Below are 16124 nucleotides of genomic sequence, written 5' to 3'. Positions count from 1 at the left end.
CCGCCGACCGGCGGCGGCTCGGTTCCCCCTATGTCCCGGTGATCCGTCGTGGTTGCGCTGCCGCGCGGGTCTGTGTTCTGGTTGTTCGCGGTAGTCAGCCGTAGTCGGCAGGGCGGCGTTCGGCCGGTTCGAAGCCGGGCGCCGCGCAGCGTCACAGAACTAGGATCTTCTCGCATGAGTTCGGAACTGCACGTCGATGCCTCGGCCGGGATCGCCGTGCTCACGCTCAACCGTCCCGCCCAGCAGAACGCCATCACGCCGGCCATGGCCGCCGAATTGGGTGCGGCGCTGCGGCGTTGCGATTCCGAGGACGCCATCCGCGCGGTGATCATCACGGGTACGCCGCCCGCCTTCTGCGCGGGCGCCGACCTGTCGCACCGGGCCGGCGAGGTCACCGGAACCATCGATCCACCGCCGTGGCAGGTGCGCAAGCCGGTGATCGCGGCGGTGAACGGGCATGCGGTCGGGATCGGGCTGGCGCTCGCGCTGCAGTGCGACCTGCGGTATATGGCCCGTGACGCGGTGTACGGACTCAACCAGGTCCGGCGGGCGGTGCTCGCCGACGGCTACGCGCACTGGACGCTGCCGCGGCTGGTCGGCATGGCCAACGCCGCCGACATCATGCTCACCGGCCGCACCTTCGACGGCGACGAGGCGAAGGCGATGGGGCTGGCCAACAGCTGCCTGCCGACGGGCGAGGTGCTGCCGACCGCACTGGCCGTGGCGCACGACATCGCCGCCGGGTCGGCCCCGCTGCCGGCGGCGCTGTCCAAGCGGCTGCTGTGGGAGAGCCTGGGGATGAGCGCGGAGGCCGTCGGCAAGCTGGAGAGCGAACTCAATACCTATGTGGCGCAGAGCGTCGACGGCGGCGAGGGGATGGCAGCCCTGCACGATCGGCGGCAGCCGAAGTGGTCCGGCAGCGTCAGCACCGAATGGCCTGCCTGGGGCGTGCCGATCAGCCCCACGCGCCCCGGACTGGATTGATGTGCGGGCGGCTCAGGCGTTTCCGTCGGCGTTCCCGCCGAGCACCATCAGGAAGAACAGGATCCCGATCAGCGCCATCAGGATGGTGCCGACGACGCCGAGGATGTAACCGACCAGCACCTGCGTGCGGCCACCCAGCGCACCTTGCGAGGCCTCGATCTGGTCCATTGCCCGCTTGCCCAGCACCCACGCCACCGGACCCAGTGCGCCGCAACAGAATACGCTCAGCACGCCGAGTAGCAGCACCGTGGTGGCCTGCGGATGTTCCACCGCCTGGCTCGGTACCGCCTGCTCCTGCCAGTAGTACGGGTCGTTCATGGTCACCGATCAAGTCTAGGTGAGCCGTACCGGTTTGCGCCGGGTCCGCCGTCGCGTGTTCGCGGCGCGGAACCCGAACGGCGTGGTGGTGCGGGGATTTGCCCGCACTCGGGGTTTACGCCCGGCGCTGCCTGGCGATCTCGGCCAGCACCACGCCGGCGGCGACCGACGCGTTCAGCGACTCCACCGGGCCCGCCATCGGAATGCTCAGAATGGCATCGCAGGTCTCCCGGACCAGCCGGGACAAGCCTTTGCCCTCCGAGCCGACCACCACGACGGTCGGTGTGCCGCCGTCGAATTCGTCGAGCGTGGTGTCGCCGTCGGGATCCAGTCCGACAATCTGGAGCCCGGCGTCGGCGTAACTCTTCAGCGTGCGAGTCAGATTCGTGGCCCGGGCGACCGGCAGCCGGGCCGCGGCGCCCGCGCTGGTACGCCAGGCCACCGCCGTGACGCTGGCGCTGCGCCGCTGCGGAATCACCACGCCGTTCCCGCCGAAGGCCGCCACCGAGCGGACGACCGCGCCCAGATTGCGCGGGTCGGAGATGTTGTCCAGCGCCACCAGCAGCGGCGGCGTCCCCGCCGCGCGGGCGGCGTCGAGCAGATCGTCGGGATGTGCGTAGCGGTACGGCGGCACCTGCAGCGCGAGCCCCTGATGCAGCCCGTTGTTGCTCATCCGGTCCAGATCGGTGCGCGACACCTCCAGGATCGAAATCCCGGTATCGGCGGCGAATTTCACCGCCTCGGTGAGCCGTTCGTCGTTCTCGGTGCCCACCGCCACGTACAGCGCGGTCGAGGGGACGCCGGCGCGCAGGCACTCCACCACCGGGTTGCGGCCCAGCACCAGCTCCGGACCGTCGTCGCCCTTGCGGGGGGACGGGCGACCCGGGGTGCGGCCCTTCGTCTGTGCGGTCTTGGCCGCCGCGCGCTTGGCGGCCGGGTGGTTGGTGCGCATGTGCGCGGGCGGGGTGGCACCCCGGCCCTCCAGGCCGCGGCGGCGCTTACCGCCGGAGCCCGTGGTCGCGCCCTTCTTGCTGCTGCCCTTGCGGATTGCGCCCCGCCGCTGCGAATTGCCTGCCATCAGTTCGCCTTCCGTATCGTGCGTGCTGCCGGCGTGGAGGCGGCGCCCCTCACGTGTCCTCGCCCCTCACGTGTCCTCGCCCCTCACGTGTCCTCGCCCCTCACGTGTCCTCGCCCCTCACGTGTCCTCGCCCCTCACGTGTCCTCGCCCCTCACGTGTCCTCGCCCCTCACGTGTCCTCGCCCCTCACGTGTCCTCGCCCCTCGCCCCTCACGTGTCCTCGCCCCTCACGTGTCCTCGCCCCTCACGTGTCCTCGCCCCTCACGTGTCCTCGCCCCTCACGTGTCCTCGCCCCTCACGTGTCCTCTCCCCTCACGTGTCCTCGCCCCTCACGTGTCCTCGCCCCTCACGTGTCCGCGGTCAGCGACCACTCCGGGCCGTCGGGGGTGTCGGTGACCGCGACACCGGCCTCCTTCAATCGGTCACGCACCGCGTCGGCGGTCGACCAGTCCTTGTCGGCGCGGGCCCGCTGGCGCCTGTCGAGTTCCGCGCGCACCAGCACGTCGAGGGCATCCAGGGCCGCCGACGAATCCGTCGCGGCGTCCCAGTGCGGATCCAGCGGGTCCACTCCGAGGATGCCCAGCATGGCGCGCACCGAACCGGCCAGCTCGCGGGCGGTGTCGGCGGCGCCGGATTCCAGGGCCCTGTTGCCCTCGTGCACGACGCGGTGGATCTCGGCCAGTGCCTTGGGGATTCCGAGATTGTCGTCGAGCGCCTCCGCGTATGCGTCGGTCCACTTGCCGACCGGAATCTCGCCGCCGCGTTCGGCGGTGCGGCGGACGAACGCCTCCAGCCGCTGATAGGTCTGTGCCGCGTCGCTCAGCGCCTGATCGGAGTACTCCAGCATCGAGCTGTAGTGCGCGCTGCCCAGGTAGAACCGGAGTTCCACGGCCCGAACGGTTTTCAGCACGTTCGGCACCGCCAGCGTATTGCCCAGCGACTTCGACATCTTCTCGCCGCCCATGGTCACCCAGCCGTTGTGCAGCCAGTACCGGGCGAACCCGTCGCCGGCGGCGCGCGACTGGGCGATCTCGTTCTCATGGTGCGGAAACACCAGATCCATACCGCCGCAATGGATGTCGAACTCGGCGCCGAGGTAGTACTCGGCCATCGCCGAGCATTCCAGGTGCCAGCCCGGGCGGCCCGGGCCCCACGGCGACGGCCAGGTCGGCTCGCCGGGCTTGGCGGCCTTCCACAGTGTGAAGTCGCGCGGATCGCGCTTGCCCTCGCCGGCGCTCTCGCCCTGGTGCACATCGTCGAGCTTGTGCCCGGACAGGCTGCCGTAGTCGGGGTAGCTGCGCACGTCGAAGTAGACGTTGCCGCTCGAGGCGTAGGCGTGGCCGCGGTCGATCAGTCGCCGCATCAGCTCGACCATCTGCGTGATGTGCCCGGTGGCGCGCGGCTCGACCGACGGCGGCAGCACTCCGAGCGCCTCGTAGGCGCGGTCGAAGGCGCGCTCGTGCGTGGTGGCCCACTCCCACCACGGGCGGTCCGCGGCGGCGGCCTTGTGCAGAATCTTGTCGTCGATATCGGTGACATTGCGGACGAAGGCCACGTCGTAGCCGCCGGCCGCCAGCCAGCGGCGCAGCACGTCGAAGGCGACTCCGCTGCGGACGTGTCCGATATGGGGTTCGCCCTGCACGGTGGCGCCGCACAGGTACACCGAGGCACGGCCGGGGACCAGCGGCGTGAAATCACGCAGGGTCCGCGTCTCGGTGTCGAACAGGCGCAGAGTCACGACCAGCCATCCTAGCTATGGGCAAAGAGCGAGAATACGAGCGGTTTATTGCAGGGTACGGGCGCACCGATCGGGCACGCACGCGCGGGTTCAGTGCGAACCCGGACAGTCCTCGGTACAGCGGCGCAGCAGCGCGGTTGCCACCGCGGCCACGCCTTCGCCGCGGCCCGTGAGCCCGAGGCCGTCCGTGGTGGTACCCGATACCGAGACCGGTGCGCCGAGTAGTTCGCCGAGCACCTGCTGGGCCTCGCCGCGTCGCGGCCCGATCTTGGGCCGGTTCCCGATGACCTGTACGGCGGCGTTGCCGATCGAATAGCCGGCCTCGCCGAGTAGCCGGCGTACCTCGGTGAGCATGGCCGCTCCGGATACGCCCGCCCATTCGGGCCGCCCGGTGCCGAACACCGCGCCCACATCGCCGAGCCCGGCGGCCGACAGCAGAGCGTCGCAGAGCGCGTGCGCCGCGACATCGCCGTCGGAGTGGCCGGCGCACCCGCTCTCGCCCTCGAACAGCAGGCCCGCCATCCAGCAGGGGCGGCCGGGTTCGATCGGGTGTACGTCGGAGCCGATGCCGACCCGGATGTCGGGCGGGTCCGCGATGGTGTCGCCGCGTCCGCTCATCAGGACACCGCCTCGCGAATGCCGCTCTCGTCGAGCAGTGTTCGGGCCAGGTGCAGATCGAGCGGCGTCGTGATCTTGAAAGCCAGGGGATCGCCCGCGATCACGCGGACGCTCGCGCCGAGCCGTTCGACCAGGCCCGCGTCGTCGGTCACGGGCACGTCGTGCGCGTAGGCGTCGCGCAGCAGGCGGGCGTCGAAGCCCTGCGGCGTCTGGACGGCCCGCAACCGCGCGCGGTCCGGGGTGCCGGTCACGTCGCCGCGGTCGTCGATCGCCTTGATCGTGTCGGTCACCGGGACGCCGGGGACGACCGCGCGCTGCCCGGCCCGCAGTTCGCCGACCACTCGGGCGATCAGCGCCGGGGGCGTCAGGGCGCGGGCGGCGTCGTGCACGAGGACATGGGTCGCCTCCGGTGCGGCCGCGAGTCCGGCGCGCACGGAGTCGGTGCGTTCGGTACCGCCGGCCACCACGCTCACCGGCACGGGGCGAGGCTCGCGGTGGCCCGGGTGGGCGCCGGGCGCCGTCGTTGCGCGGGCGGCCGCGCGGGTGGTGAGGAGCACCTCCGCCTCGGCGATCAGTTCGGCGGGCACCATGATGACGATGCGGTCCACGACCCCGGAGGCGATCAGGCCGTCGACAGCGAGGGTGAGCATGGGACTGCCGCCGACCGGGACGAACGCTTTGGGCATCGACTCACCCAGGCGTACGCCCTGGCCGGCGGCAGGCACCAGCGCGACGACGTGATCGTCGTCGTGGGGTGAACTCACGGTCAGGAGGCCGCGGCGAGAACCTCGTCGAGCAGGGTCTCGGCCTTGACATCGTCGGTGCCCTCGGCAAGGGCGAGTTCACCGACGAGGATCTGACGGGCCTTGGCCAGCATGCGCTTCTCGCCGGCGGACAGGCCGCGGTCCTGCTCCCGGCGCCACAGGTCGCGAACGACCTCGGCCACCTTGTTGACATCGCCGGAGGCCAGCTTCTCGAGGTTCGCCTTGTAGCGGCGAGACCAGTTCGTCGGCTCCTCGGTATGTGGTGCGCGGAGAACCTGGAAGACTCGGTCGAGACCCTCCTGGCCGACGACGTCGCGGACGCCGACGTACTCCGCATTTTCTGCGGGAACCCGAACAGTGAGGTCGCCCTGGGCGACCTTCAGGACCAGATACTCTTTCTGCACACCCTTGATGGTGCGAGTCTCGATAGCTTCGATCAGCGCCGCTCCGTGGTGGGGGTAAACGACGGTGTCTCCGACCTTAAAAATCATGTGTCCCGTGCCCCTTTCGATGCTCACAGTTTAACATGCGACTCGGTAACGGCGCGATCAACGACGCAGGTCAGGGCCACAACGGGAGGGCCGTGGGGGTTGACAGAACGACATCTGTATGCATCCCCTTGTGCCAGAACGACTTTCCGGGCAGGACGGCTCCCGCCCGCCGCGGAGTTCCGTCGCGAGCGCCCGAGTGTCGAATCATAGAGGCGAGACACGAGCCACCTGCACGCGACTACTACGCTGCCTACTACTACTCTCCATCGTGGAGTGAGCCGGTCGACATGGAGGACAAGCCGTGACTGCCCTGAATGCCACCACAGCGTCGAAGACACCACGGCGTGCCGCTGTCGTCGTCGCCCTCGCCGCGGGTGCGGCACTCGCGCTGTCGGGCTGCAGCGCCGGGCAGATGTCCCAGACCGCCTCGCAGGTGGCGGCCGTGAACGGTAATTCCGCCGATGTCGGCCGGGTGGCGCTGCGCGATGTGCGCATCCTGCTGCCGCAGTCGGAGCAGTACACCAATGCCAAGGGCGGCAAGGCCGTTCTCGCCTTCAGCGCCGTCAACGACGCGGCCGAGCCGGACCGGCTCGCCAGCATCACCAGCGATCTGGGCACGGTGAAGATCACCCCGGCCAACCCGGAACTGAAGTTCCAGCAGACGCTCGTCGCCGCGGGCCCGCAGGCCGGTGCGGCGGCGCACGAGGCCGCGCCGACCGGTTCCGCCGCCCCGTCGAGTTCTTCGGCGCCGACGAGCTCCGCCGAGTCGACGAGTTCGGCCGCGCCGACCGGATCGGCGCATGCCGAGTCGACCGGATCGGCGCACGCCGAGGGGCTGGGCGTGGCCGAGCATCCGGCCGAGCCGGCCAGCCCGGTCCTGGTCGAGATCGACGGCCTGACCAAGGACGTCGCGCCGGGCCTGACCTACCAGGTCACCTTCAATTTCAAGGAGAGCGGCACCGTTTCGGTGCACGTACCCGTCGACGCCGGCCCGGACACCGCCCGTAAGGAAGGCGGCCCGGCGGCCGCCGAGGGTGCCGCGGGCGAGCACAAGGGCGGGCACTGAGCCCAGCCGTGCCGTCGGCCGCGCGCGGGCTCCGGGCGCGGCCGAGCCGTGCCCGCTCGCGTGCCGAGAGCCGTTGTGTCGGACCCGATCCCTAGGCTGCCCTGGTGGCCAAGGTGAAATCGCTGTATCGCTGCACCGCGTGCGGGCACGAGGTTGCCAAGTGGGTCGGCCGGTGCCCAGGGTGTAGTGCGTGGGGCTCCATCGACGAGGCGGCCGCACCGGTATCGGCCGGGGCGCAGCCCGGGCGCAAGGCGCTGCTGCCGTCCACCGCCGCGGCGCCGATCTCCACGATCGACTCGCAGGTCACTCGGGCCCGGTCGACCGGCGTCGGCGAACTGGACCGGGTCCTGGGCGGCGGTGTCGTGCCCGGATCGGTCGTGCTGCTGTCCGGCGAACCGGGCGTGGGCAAGTCGACGCTGCTGCTCGAGGTCGCCCATCGCTGGTCGCGGCAGCGCGACGAGCGATCGCTGTACGTGACGGCCGAGGAGTCGGCCGGCCAGGTGAAGCTGCGCGCCGACCGCACCGGGGCGGTCCACGAAAGGGTGTATCTCGCCGCCGAATCCGATCTGGCGACCATCCTCGGCCACGTCGAGCAGGTGCGTCCCAGCCTGCTGGTGGTCGACTCGGTGCAGACCATGCTGGCCGCCGACGCCGACGGCGTGATCGGGGGCGTCACCCAGGTGCGCGCGGTGACGGCGGCGCTGACCTCGCTGGCCAAGGCGAGCGGCATCGCGGTCCTGCTGGTCGGTCACGTCACCAAGGACGGCAACGTGGCCGGTCCACGCACCCTGGAGCACCTGGTGGACGTGGTGCTCCAGTTCGAGGGCGACAGGCATTCGACGCTGCGCATGGTGCGCGGGATCAAGAACCGCTTCGGCAGCGCCGACGAGGTGGGCTGCTTCGAACTGCACGACGACGGGATCGCCTGCGTCTCCGACCCTTCCGGGCTGTTCCTGCATCACCGCAACGACCGCGTGCCGGGCACGGCGATCACGGTGGCCATGGATGGTAAGCGCCCGCTGCTCGGCGAGGTGCAAGGACTCACGGTGGGCACCTCGGTGCCGGCGCCCCGGCGGGCGGTGAGCGGTCTCGACTACAACCGGGTCTCGATGGTGCTGGCCGTGCTGCAGAGCCGGTGCGGCGTGTATCTCGGCAAGCACGACGTGTACGCGGCGACCGTCGGCGGCATGCGGCTGACCGAGCCGTCCGCCGACCTGGCCGTCGCCCTCGCGCTCACCAGCGCCGAGCGTGAGGAGTCGCTGCCGGCCGGCACGGTGATCCTGGGTGAGGTGGGGCTGGCCGGTGAGGTCCGGCGCGTCACGGGCCTGGGACGTCGACTCGCCGAGGCGGAGCGGCTAGGTTTCACTGAGGCGCTGGTGCCGCCGGGCGTGGATCTCTTCGGTATCGCCATGAAAGTGCACGAGGTGGCAAGTGTCCGCGCGGCAATTGCCCGGGGTGGGTTGTCGAAACGAAATCGCAAGCGTGCGGAGGCTGCCGAATGAACCGAGGCCGGTGGGTCACCAACCTGCTCGGCAGGTCCGCGCCGGGTGCGGCCGGACCGGATCCGGTTGCGTCGCGGCCGGGGCGCGGCACGGTGACGGCCGGGCTCGATACCGGGCCGACCGGTGCGCCGGAACCGGTCGCCGCGGGGGAATCGGCGCGAACCAGCGCCGCGCGCCTGGTGCCCGGCACGCAGCTGCGCGACGGTATCGATCGCATACTGCTCGCGCGCACCGGCGCATTGATCGTGATCGGTTACGACGAGTCGGTCGAGCGGATCTGTGACGGCGGGTTCGACCTGGACACCGAATTCTCCCCTACCCGGCTGCGTGAGTTGTCGAAAATGGATGGGGCCGTGGTGCTTTCCGCCGACGGCACCCGGATCCGCCGGGCCAACGTGCATCTGGTGCCGGATCCGGCGCTGCCGACGGCCGAATCGGGCACCCGGCACAAGGCCGCCGAGCGCACCGCGGTCCAGGTCGGCCATCCGGTGGTGTCGGTGAGCCGGTCGACCGGGATCGTGACCGTGTACGCGAACGGCGACCGGCACCTGATCCAGCCGTCCGAGGTCATCCTGTCGCGGGCCAATCAGGCGATGGCGACGCTGGATCGCTATCGGACCAGACTGGACGAGATGACCAGGCAGCTGTCGCTGGTGGAACTGGAGGACTACGCGACGCTGCGGGACGTGCTCACCGTCGTGCACTGCCTGGAGCTGATCCGGCGGGTGGGCCGCGAGATCGAATCCGATGTCGACGAACTCGGCATCGACGGCCGCCAGCTGGCGCTGCAACTGGCCGAGGTGCTGGGCGATACCGAGTCGGTGCGCCGGCTGGTGGTGCGCGACTACCTGCGGGCCGAGCCGGTCGACGACGCCGCCGTCGACGGCGCCCTCGGGCAGCTGGCCGAGCTGCTGGAGGTGGAACTGCTGGAACCGGCCAATCTGGCTCCGCCGCTGGGCTTTCCGGCCGCGCTCGACACCCTGGACGTCGGCGTCGGCCCGCGCGGCTACCGGCTGCTGGCCGAGATCCCCCGGGTGGCACCGAGATCGGTGGAGTCGCTGGTGGCGGCGTTCGACTCGCTGTCGGGCCTGCTGGCCGCCACCGCGGCCGAATTCGAGACGGTGGGCGGGATCGACGTGGCGGTCGCCCGTCAGATTCGGGAGGGACTGTCCCGGCTCGCCGAATCCGCACACGTCTAGGTCCGGCCACGTCCCGATCCGCTCACGTCCCGATCCGCTCACGTCCCGATCCGCTCACGTCCCGATCCGCTCACGTCCCGATCCGCTCACGTCCGGGGTCGGCCACGTCCAGGTCCGGCCGCGTTCGGGGCCGGCCGCGTTCGGGGCCGGCCGCGTTCGGGGCCGGCCGCGTTCGGGGCCGGCCGGATACGGCTCAGCCGATATTGAACGTCTCCGGTGCGCTGTGCACCGAACCCAGCTGCGCGACGACGGCATAGGCGCCCGCCGGGACCTGGACCCGCTCGCCGGCGCACTGCGGCTGCGAGGTCGTCCCGGACCAGGTGAGGGTGAACCGTGCCTGCTCACCGCCGGCGAGCGCGCGCACATCGGCCGGACCGCCCTGATCGCAGTCCTGGTTGGACCACAGCCGCCGCTGGCCGTCCAGCGACTGCACCGTCACCTGCAGCAGTCCGGAGCCGATGTCGTGCTGACAGGCGGCGGTGGAGATATTCGTGACGACGAGGCCGAACACGGGCTGCCCGCCGACCGGGTAGGTGGGCTGTTCGACGGTGACCTTCAGTGCCAGCGACCGGTCCGCGCACTGCGCCGGCGAACCGCTGGCGGTGGCATTCGTCGTCGCGGTCGAGGAGGCCGTGCCCGAGGGCGGGGCGCCCGGCCCGGCCGTGCCGGAGGGGCTCGCCGCGGCCGTGCTCGTGGTCGACGCGGTGGCCGCGGCGGCGTGGGGATCGTCGCCGTCGTCGCCCCCGCGCAGCAGCGCGACGGCCAGCCAGATCACCAGCGCGAGGGCGATGACCAGGGCTGCGATGGCGATCAGGCGCCGGCGCCAATAGATCTCCGGCGGCAGCGGTCCATTCGGTTCCAGCACGCAACAACGGTAAGCGCACGATCCGGGAGGCCCCGCTCAGCGGCCCGGCGTGTCGGTGCGGAACGGCCGTGGCCCCGGGCACGTCGCGGAGCCGCGTTCGCACACGTCGCAGTGGTGCGGTTTCAGCTGGTTTCGCCGATATTGCCCACGGCGCGGTGCAGGTGGACCTTGCCGTCCTCGAGCTTGTAGGTGACACAGGCGATCGCGCACTCGCCGGTGGCGACCCGCTGGGAGATGATCATCGACCGCTGCATCAGCAAGCGGCCGGTCTCCACCACATGGCGGGCCTCCAACTCGTCCACCCCGGTCAGCCCCTCGCGCCGGCCGATCAGGATGGACGGGGTGACCCGCTCGACGACGCTGCGGATGAATCCGCCGGGGACGTCGCCGCCGTCGAGGGCGTCGATGGTCGCCCGGACCGCGCCGCAGGTGTCGTGGCCGAGCACCACGATCAGCGGCACGTGCAGCACCTCGACGCCGTACTCGATGGATCCCAGGACCGACGAGTCGACGACGTGGCCGGCCGTGCGTACCACGAACATATCGCCGAGACCCTGGTCGAAGATGATTTCCGCGGCGACCCGGGAATCGCCGCACCCGAACAGAATCGCCGAGGGCTGCTGGCCGCCGACGAGCTTGGCCCGGTCGGCCGCACCCTGACTAGGATGCTGCAACGTGCCGTTGACGAACCTGTCGTTGCCCTCGCGGAGGGCCTTCCAGGCACTGATCGGGTTGGTATGTGGCATGTGTCTTATTTTCCACAGCGTGCCCATTACTCGCGAGTCTCTCGGGTTACGGTCCGGCAAATACGCCCTGGCATGCGGCGGGACGCGGCGGTGAAGGAATGAATGCCGTGTGGTATCCGGCGCGATCTGATATTCCGGCAACTGATTCGCTATCAGGTCTGGATGGTCGGTGTACGTACGATGCGCGGCCTGTTCCGGAGCCGTCGGCATCCGGCGGCGAACGTCGGACGACCGGTCCCGGGGTCGTTCGGTCCCGGGGCGCCGCGGCCGAGGCCGGGTTAGGGGGTTTCGCTGCCGGCGTGAATTCGCGCATCGCGATCGGGCAGCGGGAGAGTTCGTATCGCCAGGCGGTGGCGTGGTTCGGCGCGGAACGGAAAGGAACGGGTGCGTGAGCATCGATTCGGACACCCTGATCGACTGGTACGGCGAGACGGCGCGGGATCTGCCGTGGCGGCGGCCCGGGGTGTCGGCGTGGCAGATTCTGATGAGCGAGATCATGCTGCAGCAGACGCCGGTCGTGCGGGTGGAGCCGGTGTGGCGGGAATGGGTGGCGCGCTGGCCGGTCCCGTCGGCGATGGCGGCCGCGACGCAGGGGGAGGTGCTGCGCGCGTGGGGCAAGCTGGGCTATCCGCGGCGGGCGCTGCGCCTGCACGAGTGCGCGGGGGTGCTGGCCGCCGAGCACGGTGACGTCGTGCCCGATGACGTGGACGTGCTGCTGGGGTTGCCCGGGATCGGCGCCTACACCGCGCGGGCGGTGGCCTGTTTCGCCTATGGGCAACGAGTTCCCGTGGTGGACACCAACGTTCGCCGGGTCATCGCGCGGGCCGCGCACGGCCGGGCGGAGGCGGGCAATCCGGCCACCCGCGACCTGGCCGAGGCCCAGGCCCTGCTCCCGGAGCGAATCGACCGCGCCGCAACGTTTTCCGCGGCACTGATGGAACTCGGCGCCACGGTCTGCACGGCCCGGACCCCCGACTGCGACCGCTGCCCCCTCCCGCACTGCGCCTGGGTGACCGCCGGCCGCCCCGCCTCCGACGTGGTCCGCCGCACCCAGAAGTACGACGGCACCGACCGCCAGGCCCGCGGCCGCCTCCTCGACGTCCTGCGCGCCGCCACCGGCCCGGTCGAACGAGTCGCCCTGGACCTGGCCTGGACCCGCGACCCGGGCCAGCGTGCCCGCGCCCTGGACTCGCTGCTCGTGGACGGTCTCATCGAGCAGACCTCCGACGGCCTGTTCGCGCTCGCGGGCGAGGGCGGGGTGCGGTCGTAGAGCCCGGATGGGAACGCCTGGTGCTCGCCCGCGCGGGCGGCCCCGGGCCGATGCCGGCGGACGGCGCGGTAACCGACGTCGAGGGATTGGGCAATGCCGCCTCGCAGGAGACGACCATCCCGCCTTCGACCTCGATAGTCCGGGAAAGCTCCTCGGGCATGTCGAGGTAGGCGTCCAGCAGTGGACTACGCCGGTACGGGGGTCTCGGTTGCCGGTATCCGGCGGCCGCGGTGGGCGCGGGCGCGGGTGCCGATCAGGCGGCAGACCAGGTAGATCGCGAAGGAGATCGCGGTGACGAAGGTGGAGACCGGGACGCCGGGGGCCAGCGAGAGCAGGATGCCGCCGACCGCGGAGATCTCGGCGAAGACGATGGCCAGGACGGTGGCGCGGACCGGGTCGGCGGTGAGGCGGGCGGCGGCCGCGGCCGGGGTGATCAGCAGCGAGAGGACCAGCAGGGCGCCGACGATCTGGACGCCGAAGGCCGCGGTGATGCCGAGCAGCACCGCGAACACCACCGACAGCGCGCGGACCGGGACGCCGCGCGCCACCGCCACCTCCGGATCGGTGCTGGCGAACAGCAGCGGCCGGTAGACGAAGGCCAGCACGGCCAGCACGCCCACCGAGCAGGCGGCCAGCACGGTCAGGCCGCCGTTGCCCACGCTGACCACCTGACCCGTCAGCAGTGAGAACTTCGATCCGGCGCGGCTGGGGCCCAACCACAGGAACAGCACCGACAGCCCGAGCCCGAACGACAACACCACCGCGATCACCGAATCGCGTTCGCGCGCACGCGATCCCAGCAGACCGAACATGACGGCCGCGACCACCGAACCGGCGATGGCGCCGAAACCCACGCCGATTCCGGCCAGCAGCGCCGCCGCCGCGCCGGTCAGCGACAGCTCGCTGGTGCCGTGCACCGCGAACGACATCTGCCGGCTCACGATCAGCGGCCCGATGGCGCCCGCCAGCAGGCCCAGCAGCGCCGCCGCAATGATCGCCTGCTGGACGAAGTCGTAGGACAGCAGGTCGGCGGTGGTGTGGAAGTCGAACATGGTCGCGAAGACCTCGGACAGCTTGTCCATCACGACGCCTTCGGCTCGGGGTGGCGGGGTTCGGGCGAGTGCTGGTGGCCACCGGCGACACCCAGCGCGTCGACCGAATCGCCGGTGCCGACGACGACCAGCCGGCCGCGCACCCGCAGCACATCCACCTCGGTGCGGTACAGCTCCGACAGCACCTCCGAGGTCATCACCTCGTCCGGCGTCCCGATCCGGAACTTTCCGTCGACCAGGTACAGCACCCGATCCACCAGCGGCAGAATCGGATTCAGCTCGTGGGTCACGAACAGCACCGCGGTGTCGTGCTCCCGGCGGCGCTTATCGATGAGCTCGGAGACCAGCCGCTGATTCGCGGGATCGAGGCTCAGCAGCGGCTCGTCGCACAGCAGCACCCGGGGATCGCCCACCAGGGCCTGTGCCACCCGGAGCCGCTGCTGCTCGCCGCCGGACAGCGAATCCAGCGGCGCGTGCGCGTAGTGCTCGGCGCCGACCTGCGCCACGGCGTCGGCGACCTTGCGCCGCCGCTCCTTGCGGCTCCGCAGGCCCAGCCCCCAGCGGTGCCCGTCCACCCCCAGCCCGACCAGGTCGACGCCCCGCAGCTGCACGCCGGAGTCGATCGTCTTCTGTTGCGGCACATAGCCGATGTGCGGATTACCCAGGCGCGCAGGCGAACCCGCGATCTCGGCGGTGCCCGCACTCGGCGGTACCTGCCCCAGCAGCATCCGCAGCAGCGAGGTCTTACCCGACCCGTTGGGGCCCAGCACCGCGACGAATTCGCCCGGCTCCACCTCCAGATCGAGGCCCTGCCACAGCGTCCGTTCGCCGTACGCCAGCCGCGCCCCCCGCAGCCGTACCGCGGCCGTGCGTCTGGACGTATTGGTCGCGTTCGTCCGGTTCGTGGTCCCGGCCGAGTTGCCGAAGGTCTTTGTCGCAGAGTCGTGGCGTGCGCTATCGCTCGGCTCGGACTCCGTCGCGCCCGCTTCCGCGCCGTCGCGCCCCCCCGGGTCGGTGTCGCAGGCCGGGCAGCCGGGAACCCGTTCGGCTCGCAGCGTGAAGAACGCCGAACTGTCGGTCGAATCGTGGACCCCGTCGGACGGCGGTGCACCATCCGTTGCCGAGGCATGACGGTCGTCGGACAACACTGTCGCTGGGGGCCTTTCCTCGTCGTTCTGGGACGCGTGCGCGTCGTTGTGCTGGGACACGTGCGCGTCGTCGTGCTGGGACGCCTGCGCGCTACCCGGCCGTGCCGAATGCCCGCGATCGGGTGCGCGGTCCGTGCCGGGAACGCCGGTCGCCGATCGGGCCCCTACCGGCTCGGTAGGGGTGAGCGATGCACTGGTCCGGACATTCTCGGGCATCGCGCTCCCGCCGTCAGCCGAGGGCCTTGGCCAGCGCCTGGGCGTTCCCGGTCTGCCACTGGATGTAATCGGTGCCCTCGGGCAGGGTCTCGGTCGCCTCGAGCACCGGGATCCCGGCGGTCTTCGCAGTCGCGGCGACGTCCTCGGTGGTCTTGTTCTCGGTCTGCGCGTTGTAGACCAGGGCGCGAACCTGCTTGGCGGTCAACAGCTCACGCACGGCGGCCACATCGGCGGGTGCGGGATCGGTGCCCTGCTCGACGGCCTCCGCGAACGCGGGCGGCGTGCGGTCGTCGGCGCCGGCGGCCAGCAGCAGGTAGTGCGCGAGCGGCTCGGTCTGCAGCACCGGCGATTTCGGATGCGCGGCCGCGATCCCGTCGGTGATCGCGCTGATCTCCTTCAGCCGGCCCCGGAAGGCGTCGGCGCGCTCGGTGTATGCCTGCGCGTGCTCGGCGTCGACGGTTCCCAGCTCGGTGGCGATCTTCGCGGCGACCGCGTCGACGGTGGGCACGTCGTACCAGACGTGCTCGTTCTCATCGCCCGCGGCGACGCCGGCCTTCATATCGAAGGCGTTGATGGTGGGTTTGCCACGGCCCTCGGCGGCCTTCTCGGCAAATTCGTCGTAATGCCCGCCGTTGACGATCACCAGTGCGGCGTCGCGGATGTGCGCGGCGTCCGACGGGCTCGTCTGGTATTCGTGCGGATCCTCGGTCGGACTGTCGATGATCGACTCGACCTCGGCGTCCGTCCCGGCGATCGCGGCGGCGATGCTGCCCCAGACGTTCGTCGAGGCGACGATGGTGGGCTTGCCCGAGGAATCGTTCGAGCCACCGCACGCGGCGAGACCCGCGGTGGTCGCGACCCCCATCGCGACGGCAGCTAATCGGACGACGATACGACTTCTGGTCACGCGGGGGTACTCCTGCACACACTTAACGGAAACGATTTCCATTTAAATGTAGCGCACGTGTCCATAGCCACCGGCATCGATCTGTCCGATTTCCGCTGTGATGACCGACACGACAGCTACATCCGAAACATCCGAAACGATCGGCGGTCTCCGATACGGCGCC

Annotated in this window: 16 protein-coding genes; 5 read left to right on the top strand and 11 right to left on the bottom strand. The window is 70.8% G+C overall.

Annotated features, from left to right (window positions below):
- Window positions 1–174: 174 nt before the first annotated feature.
- The gene (locus tag D892_RS0108890; RefSeq protein ID WP_024800900.1) at window positions 175–984 is read left to right on the top strand and encodes an enoyl-CoA hydratase/isomerase family protein; all 810 of its coding nucleotides are present in this window, start codon (window positions 175–177) and stop codon (window positions 982–984) included.
- A gap of 12 nt (window positions 985–996) precedes the next feature.
- On the opposite strand, the gene D892_RS0108885 is transcribed toward D892_RS0108890, so the two are convergent.
- The 6 genes from D892_RS0108885 to carD form a co-directional block, all read right to left on the bottom strand.
- A complete protein-coding gene (locus D892_RS0108885) occupies window positions 997–1302 on the bottom strand; it encodes a DUF4190 domain-containing protein (RefSeq protein ID WP_024800899.1) in 306 nt (101 codons plus the stop codon).
- 115 nt (window positions 1303–1417) lie between these two features.
- A complete protein-coding gene (gene rlmB / locus D892_RS0108880; protein WP_024800898.1) occupies window positions 1418–2380 on the bottom strand; it encodes a 23S rRNA (guanosine(2251)-2'-O)-methyltransferase RlmB in 963 nt (320 codons plus the stop codon).
- A 345-nt stretch (window positions 2381–2725) separates the two neighbouring features.
- Window positions 2726–4117, bottom strand: coding sequence for a cysteine--tRNA ligase (cysS, locus tag D892_RS0108875; RefSeq protein ID WP_024800897.1), 1392 nt, complete (start codon window positions 4115–4117; stop codon window positions 2726–2728).
- A gap of 90 nt (window positions 4118–4207) precedes the next feature.
- Window positions 4208–4696: a 2-C-methyl-D-erythritol 2,4-cyclodiphosphate synthase gene (ispF, locus tag D892_RS0108870; RefSeq protein WP_024800896.1), complete on the bottom strand. Its 489-nt coding sequence runs from the start codon at window positions 4694–4696 to the stop codon at window positions 4208–4210.
- A 38-nt stretch (window positions 4697–4734) separates the two neighbouring features.
- A complete protein-coding gene (ispD, locus tag D892_RS0108865; protein WP_232236315.1) occupies window positions 4735–5421 on the bottom strand; it encodes a 2-C-methyl-D-erythritol 4-phosphate cytidylyltransferase in 687 nt (228 codons plus the stop codon).
- Window positions 5422–5501: 80 nt separating this feature from the next.
- Window positions 5502–5990, bottom strand: a complete 489-nt coding sequence (gene carD, locus D892_RS0108860; RefSeq protein WP_019931623.1) for an RNA polymerase-binding transcription factor CarD — start codon at window positions 5988–5990, stop codon at window positions 5502–5504.
- A gap of 301 nt (window positions 5991–6291) precedes the next feature.
- Between carD and D892_RS0108855 the strand changes: the two genes are divergently transcribed.
- The 3 genes from D892_RS0108855 to disA all read left to right on the top strand — a co-directional run bounded on the left by D892_RS0108855 (window position 6292) and on the right by disA (window position 9757).
- Window positions 6292–7056: a hypothetical protein gene (locus D892_RS0108855; protein WP_024800894.1), complete on the top strand. Its 765-nt coding sequence runs from the start codon at window positions 6292–6294 to the stop codon at window positions 7054–7056.
- Between the two features lie 104 nt (window positions 7057–7160).
- Complete coding sequence (radA, locus tag D892_RS0108850; RefSeq protein WP_024800893.1) at window positions 7161–8558, top strand: DNA repair protein RadA; 1398 nt, start codon at window positions 7161–7163, stop codon at window positions 8556–8558.
- Window positions 8555–9757: a DNA integrity scanning diadenylate cyclase DisA gene (gene disA / locus D892_RS0108845; protein ID WP_024800892.1), complete on the top strand. Its 1203-nt coding sequence runs from the start codon at window positions 8555–8557 to the stop codon at window positions 9755–9757. The genes radA and disA overlap by 4 nt, the downstream gene beginning before the upstream one ends.
- A gap of 193 nt (window positions 9758–9950) precedes the next feature.
- Here disA and D892_RS0108840 read toward each other — a convergent pair whose 3' ends face one another.
- Together D892_RS0108840 and D892_RS0108835 are read right to left on the bottom strand one after the other, a co-directional pair.
- Complete coding sequence (locus tag D892_RS0108840; protein WP_024800891.1) at window positions 9951–10622, bottom strand: DUF4232 domain-containing protein; 672 nt, start codon at window positions 10620–10622, stop codon at window positions 9951–9953.
- A 122-nt stretch (window positions 10623–10744) separates the two neighbouring features.
- On the bottom strand, window positions 10745–11368 hold the full coding sequence (locus D892_RS0108835; RefSeq protein ID WP_024800890.1) for a carbonic anhydrase: 624 nt from the start codon (window positions 11366–11368) through the stop codon (window positions 10745–10747).
- A 388-nt stretch (window positions 11369–11756) separates the two neighbouring features.
- On the opposite strand from D892_RS0108835, the gene D892_RS0108825 reads away from it, so the two are divergent.
- A complete protein-coding gene (locus tag D892_RS0108825; RefSeq protein ID WP_024800889.1) occupies window positions 11757–12638 on the top strand; it encodes an A/G-specific adenine glycosylase in 882 nt (293 codons plus the stop codon).
- A gap of 185 nt (window positions 12639–12823) precedes the next feature.
- Here D892_RS0108825 and D892_RS0108815 read toward each other — a convergent pair whose 3' ends face one another.
- The 3 genes from D892_RS0108815 to D892_RS0108805 all read right to left on the bottom strand — a co-directional run bounded on the left by D892_RS0108815 (window position 12824) and on the right by D892_RS0108805 (window position 15919).
- Window positions 12824–13720: a metal ABC transporter permease gene (locus D892_RS0108815; protein WP_369801742.1), complete on the bottom strand. Its 897-nt coding sequence runs from the start codon at window positions 13718–13720 to the stop codon at window positions 12824–12826.
- Window positions 13720–14544: a metal ABC transporter ATP-binding protein gene (locus D892_RS40735; RefSeq protein ID WP_051499546.1), complete on the bottom strand. Its 825-nt coding sequence runs from the start codon at window positions 14542–14544 to the stop codon at window positions 13720–13722. The genes D892_RS0108815 and D892_RS40735 overlap by 1 nt, the downstream gene beginning before the upstream one ends.
- A 523-nt stretch (window positions 14545–15067) precedes the next feature.
- Window positions 15068–15919: a metal ABC transporter solute-binding protein, Zn/Mn family gene (locus D892_RS0108805; protein WP_051499030.1), complete on the bottom strand. Its 852-nt coding sequence runs from the start codon at window positions 15917–15919 to the stop codon at window positions 15068–15070.
- Between the last annotated feature and the right edge of the window lie 205 nt (window positions 15920–16124).

It is taken from the genome of Nocardia sp. BMG51109, from assembly GCF_000526215.1.
Lineage (GTDB): Bacteria > Actinomycetota > Actinomycetes > Mycobacteriales > Mycobacteriaceae > Nocardia.
The sequence above is the reverse complement of the archived record's forward strand: the minus strand, read 5'-3'. Positions and strand labels throughout refer to the sequence as shown.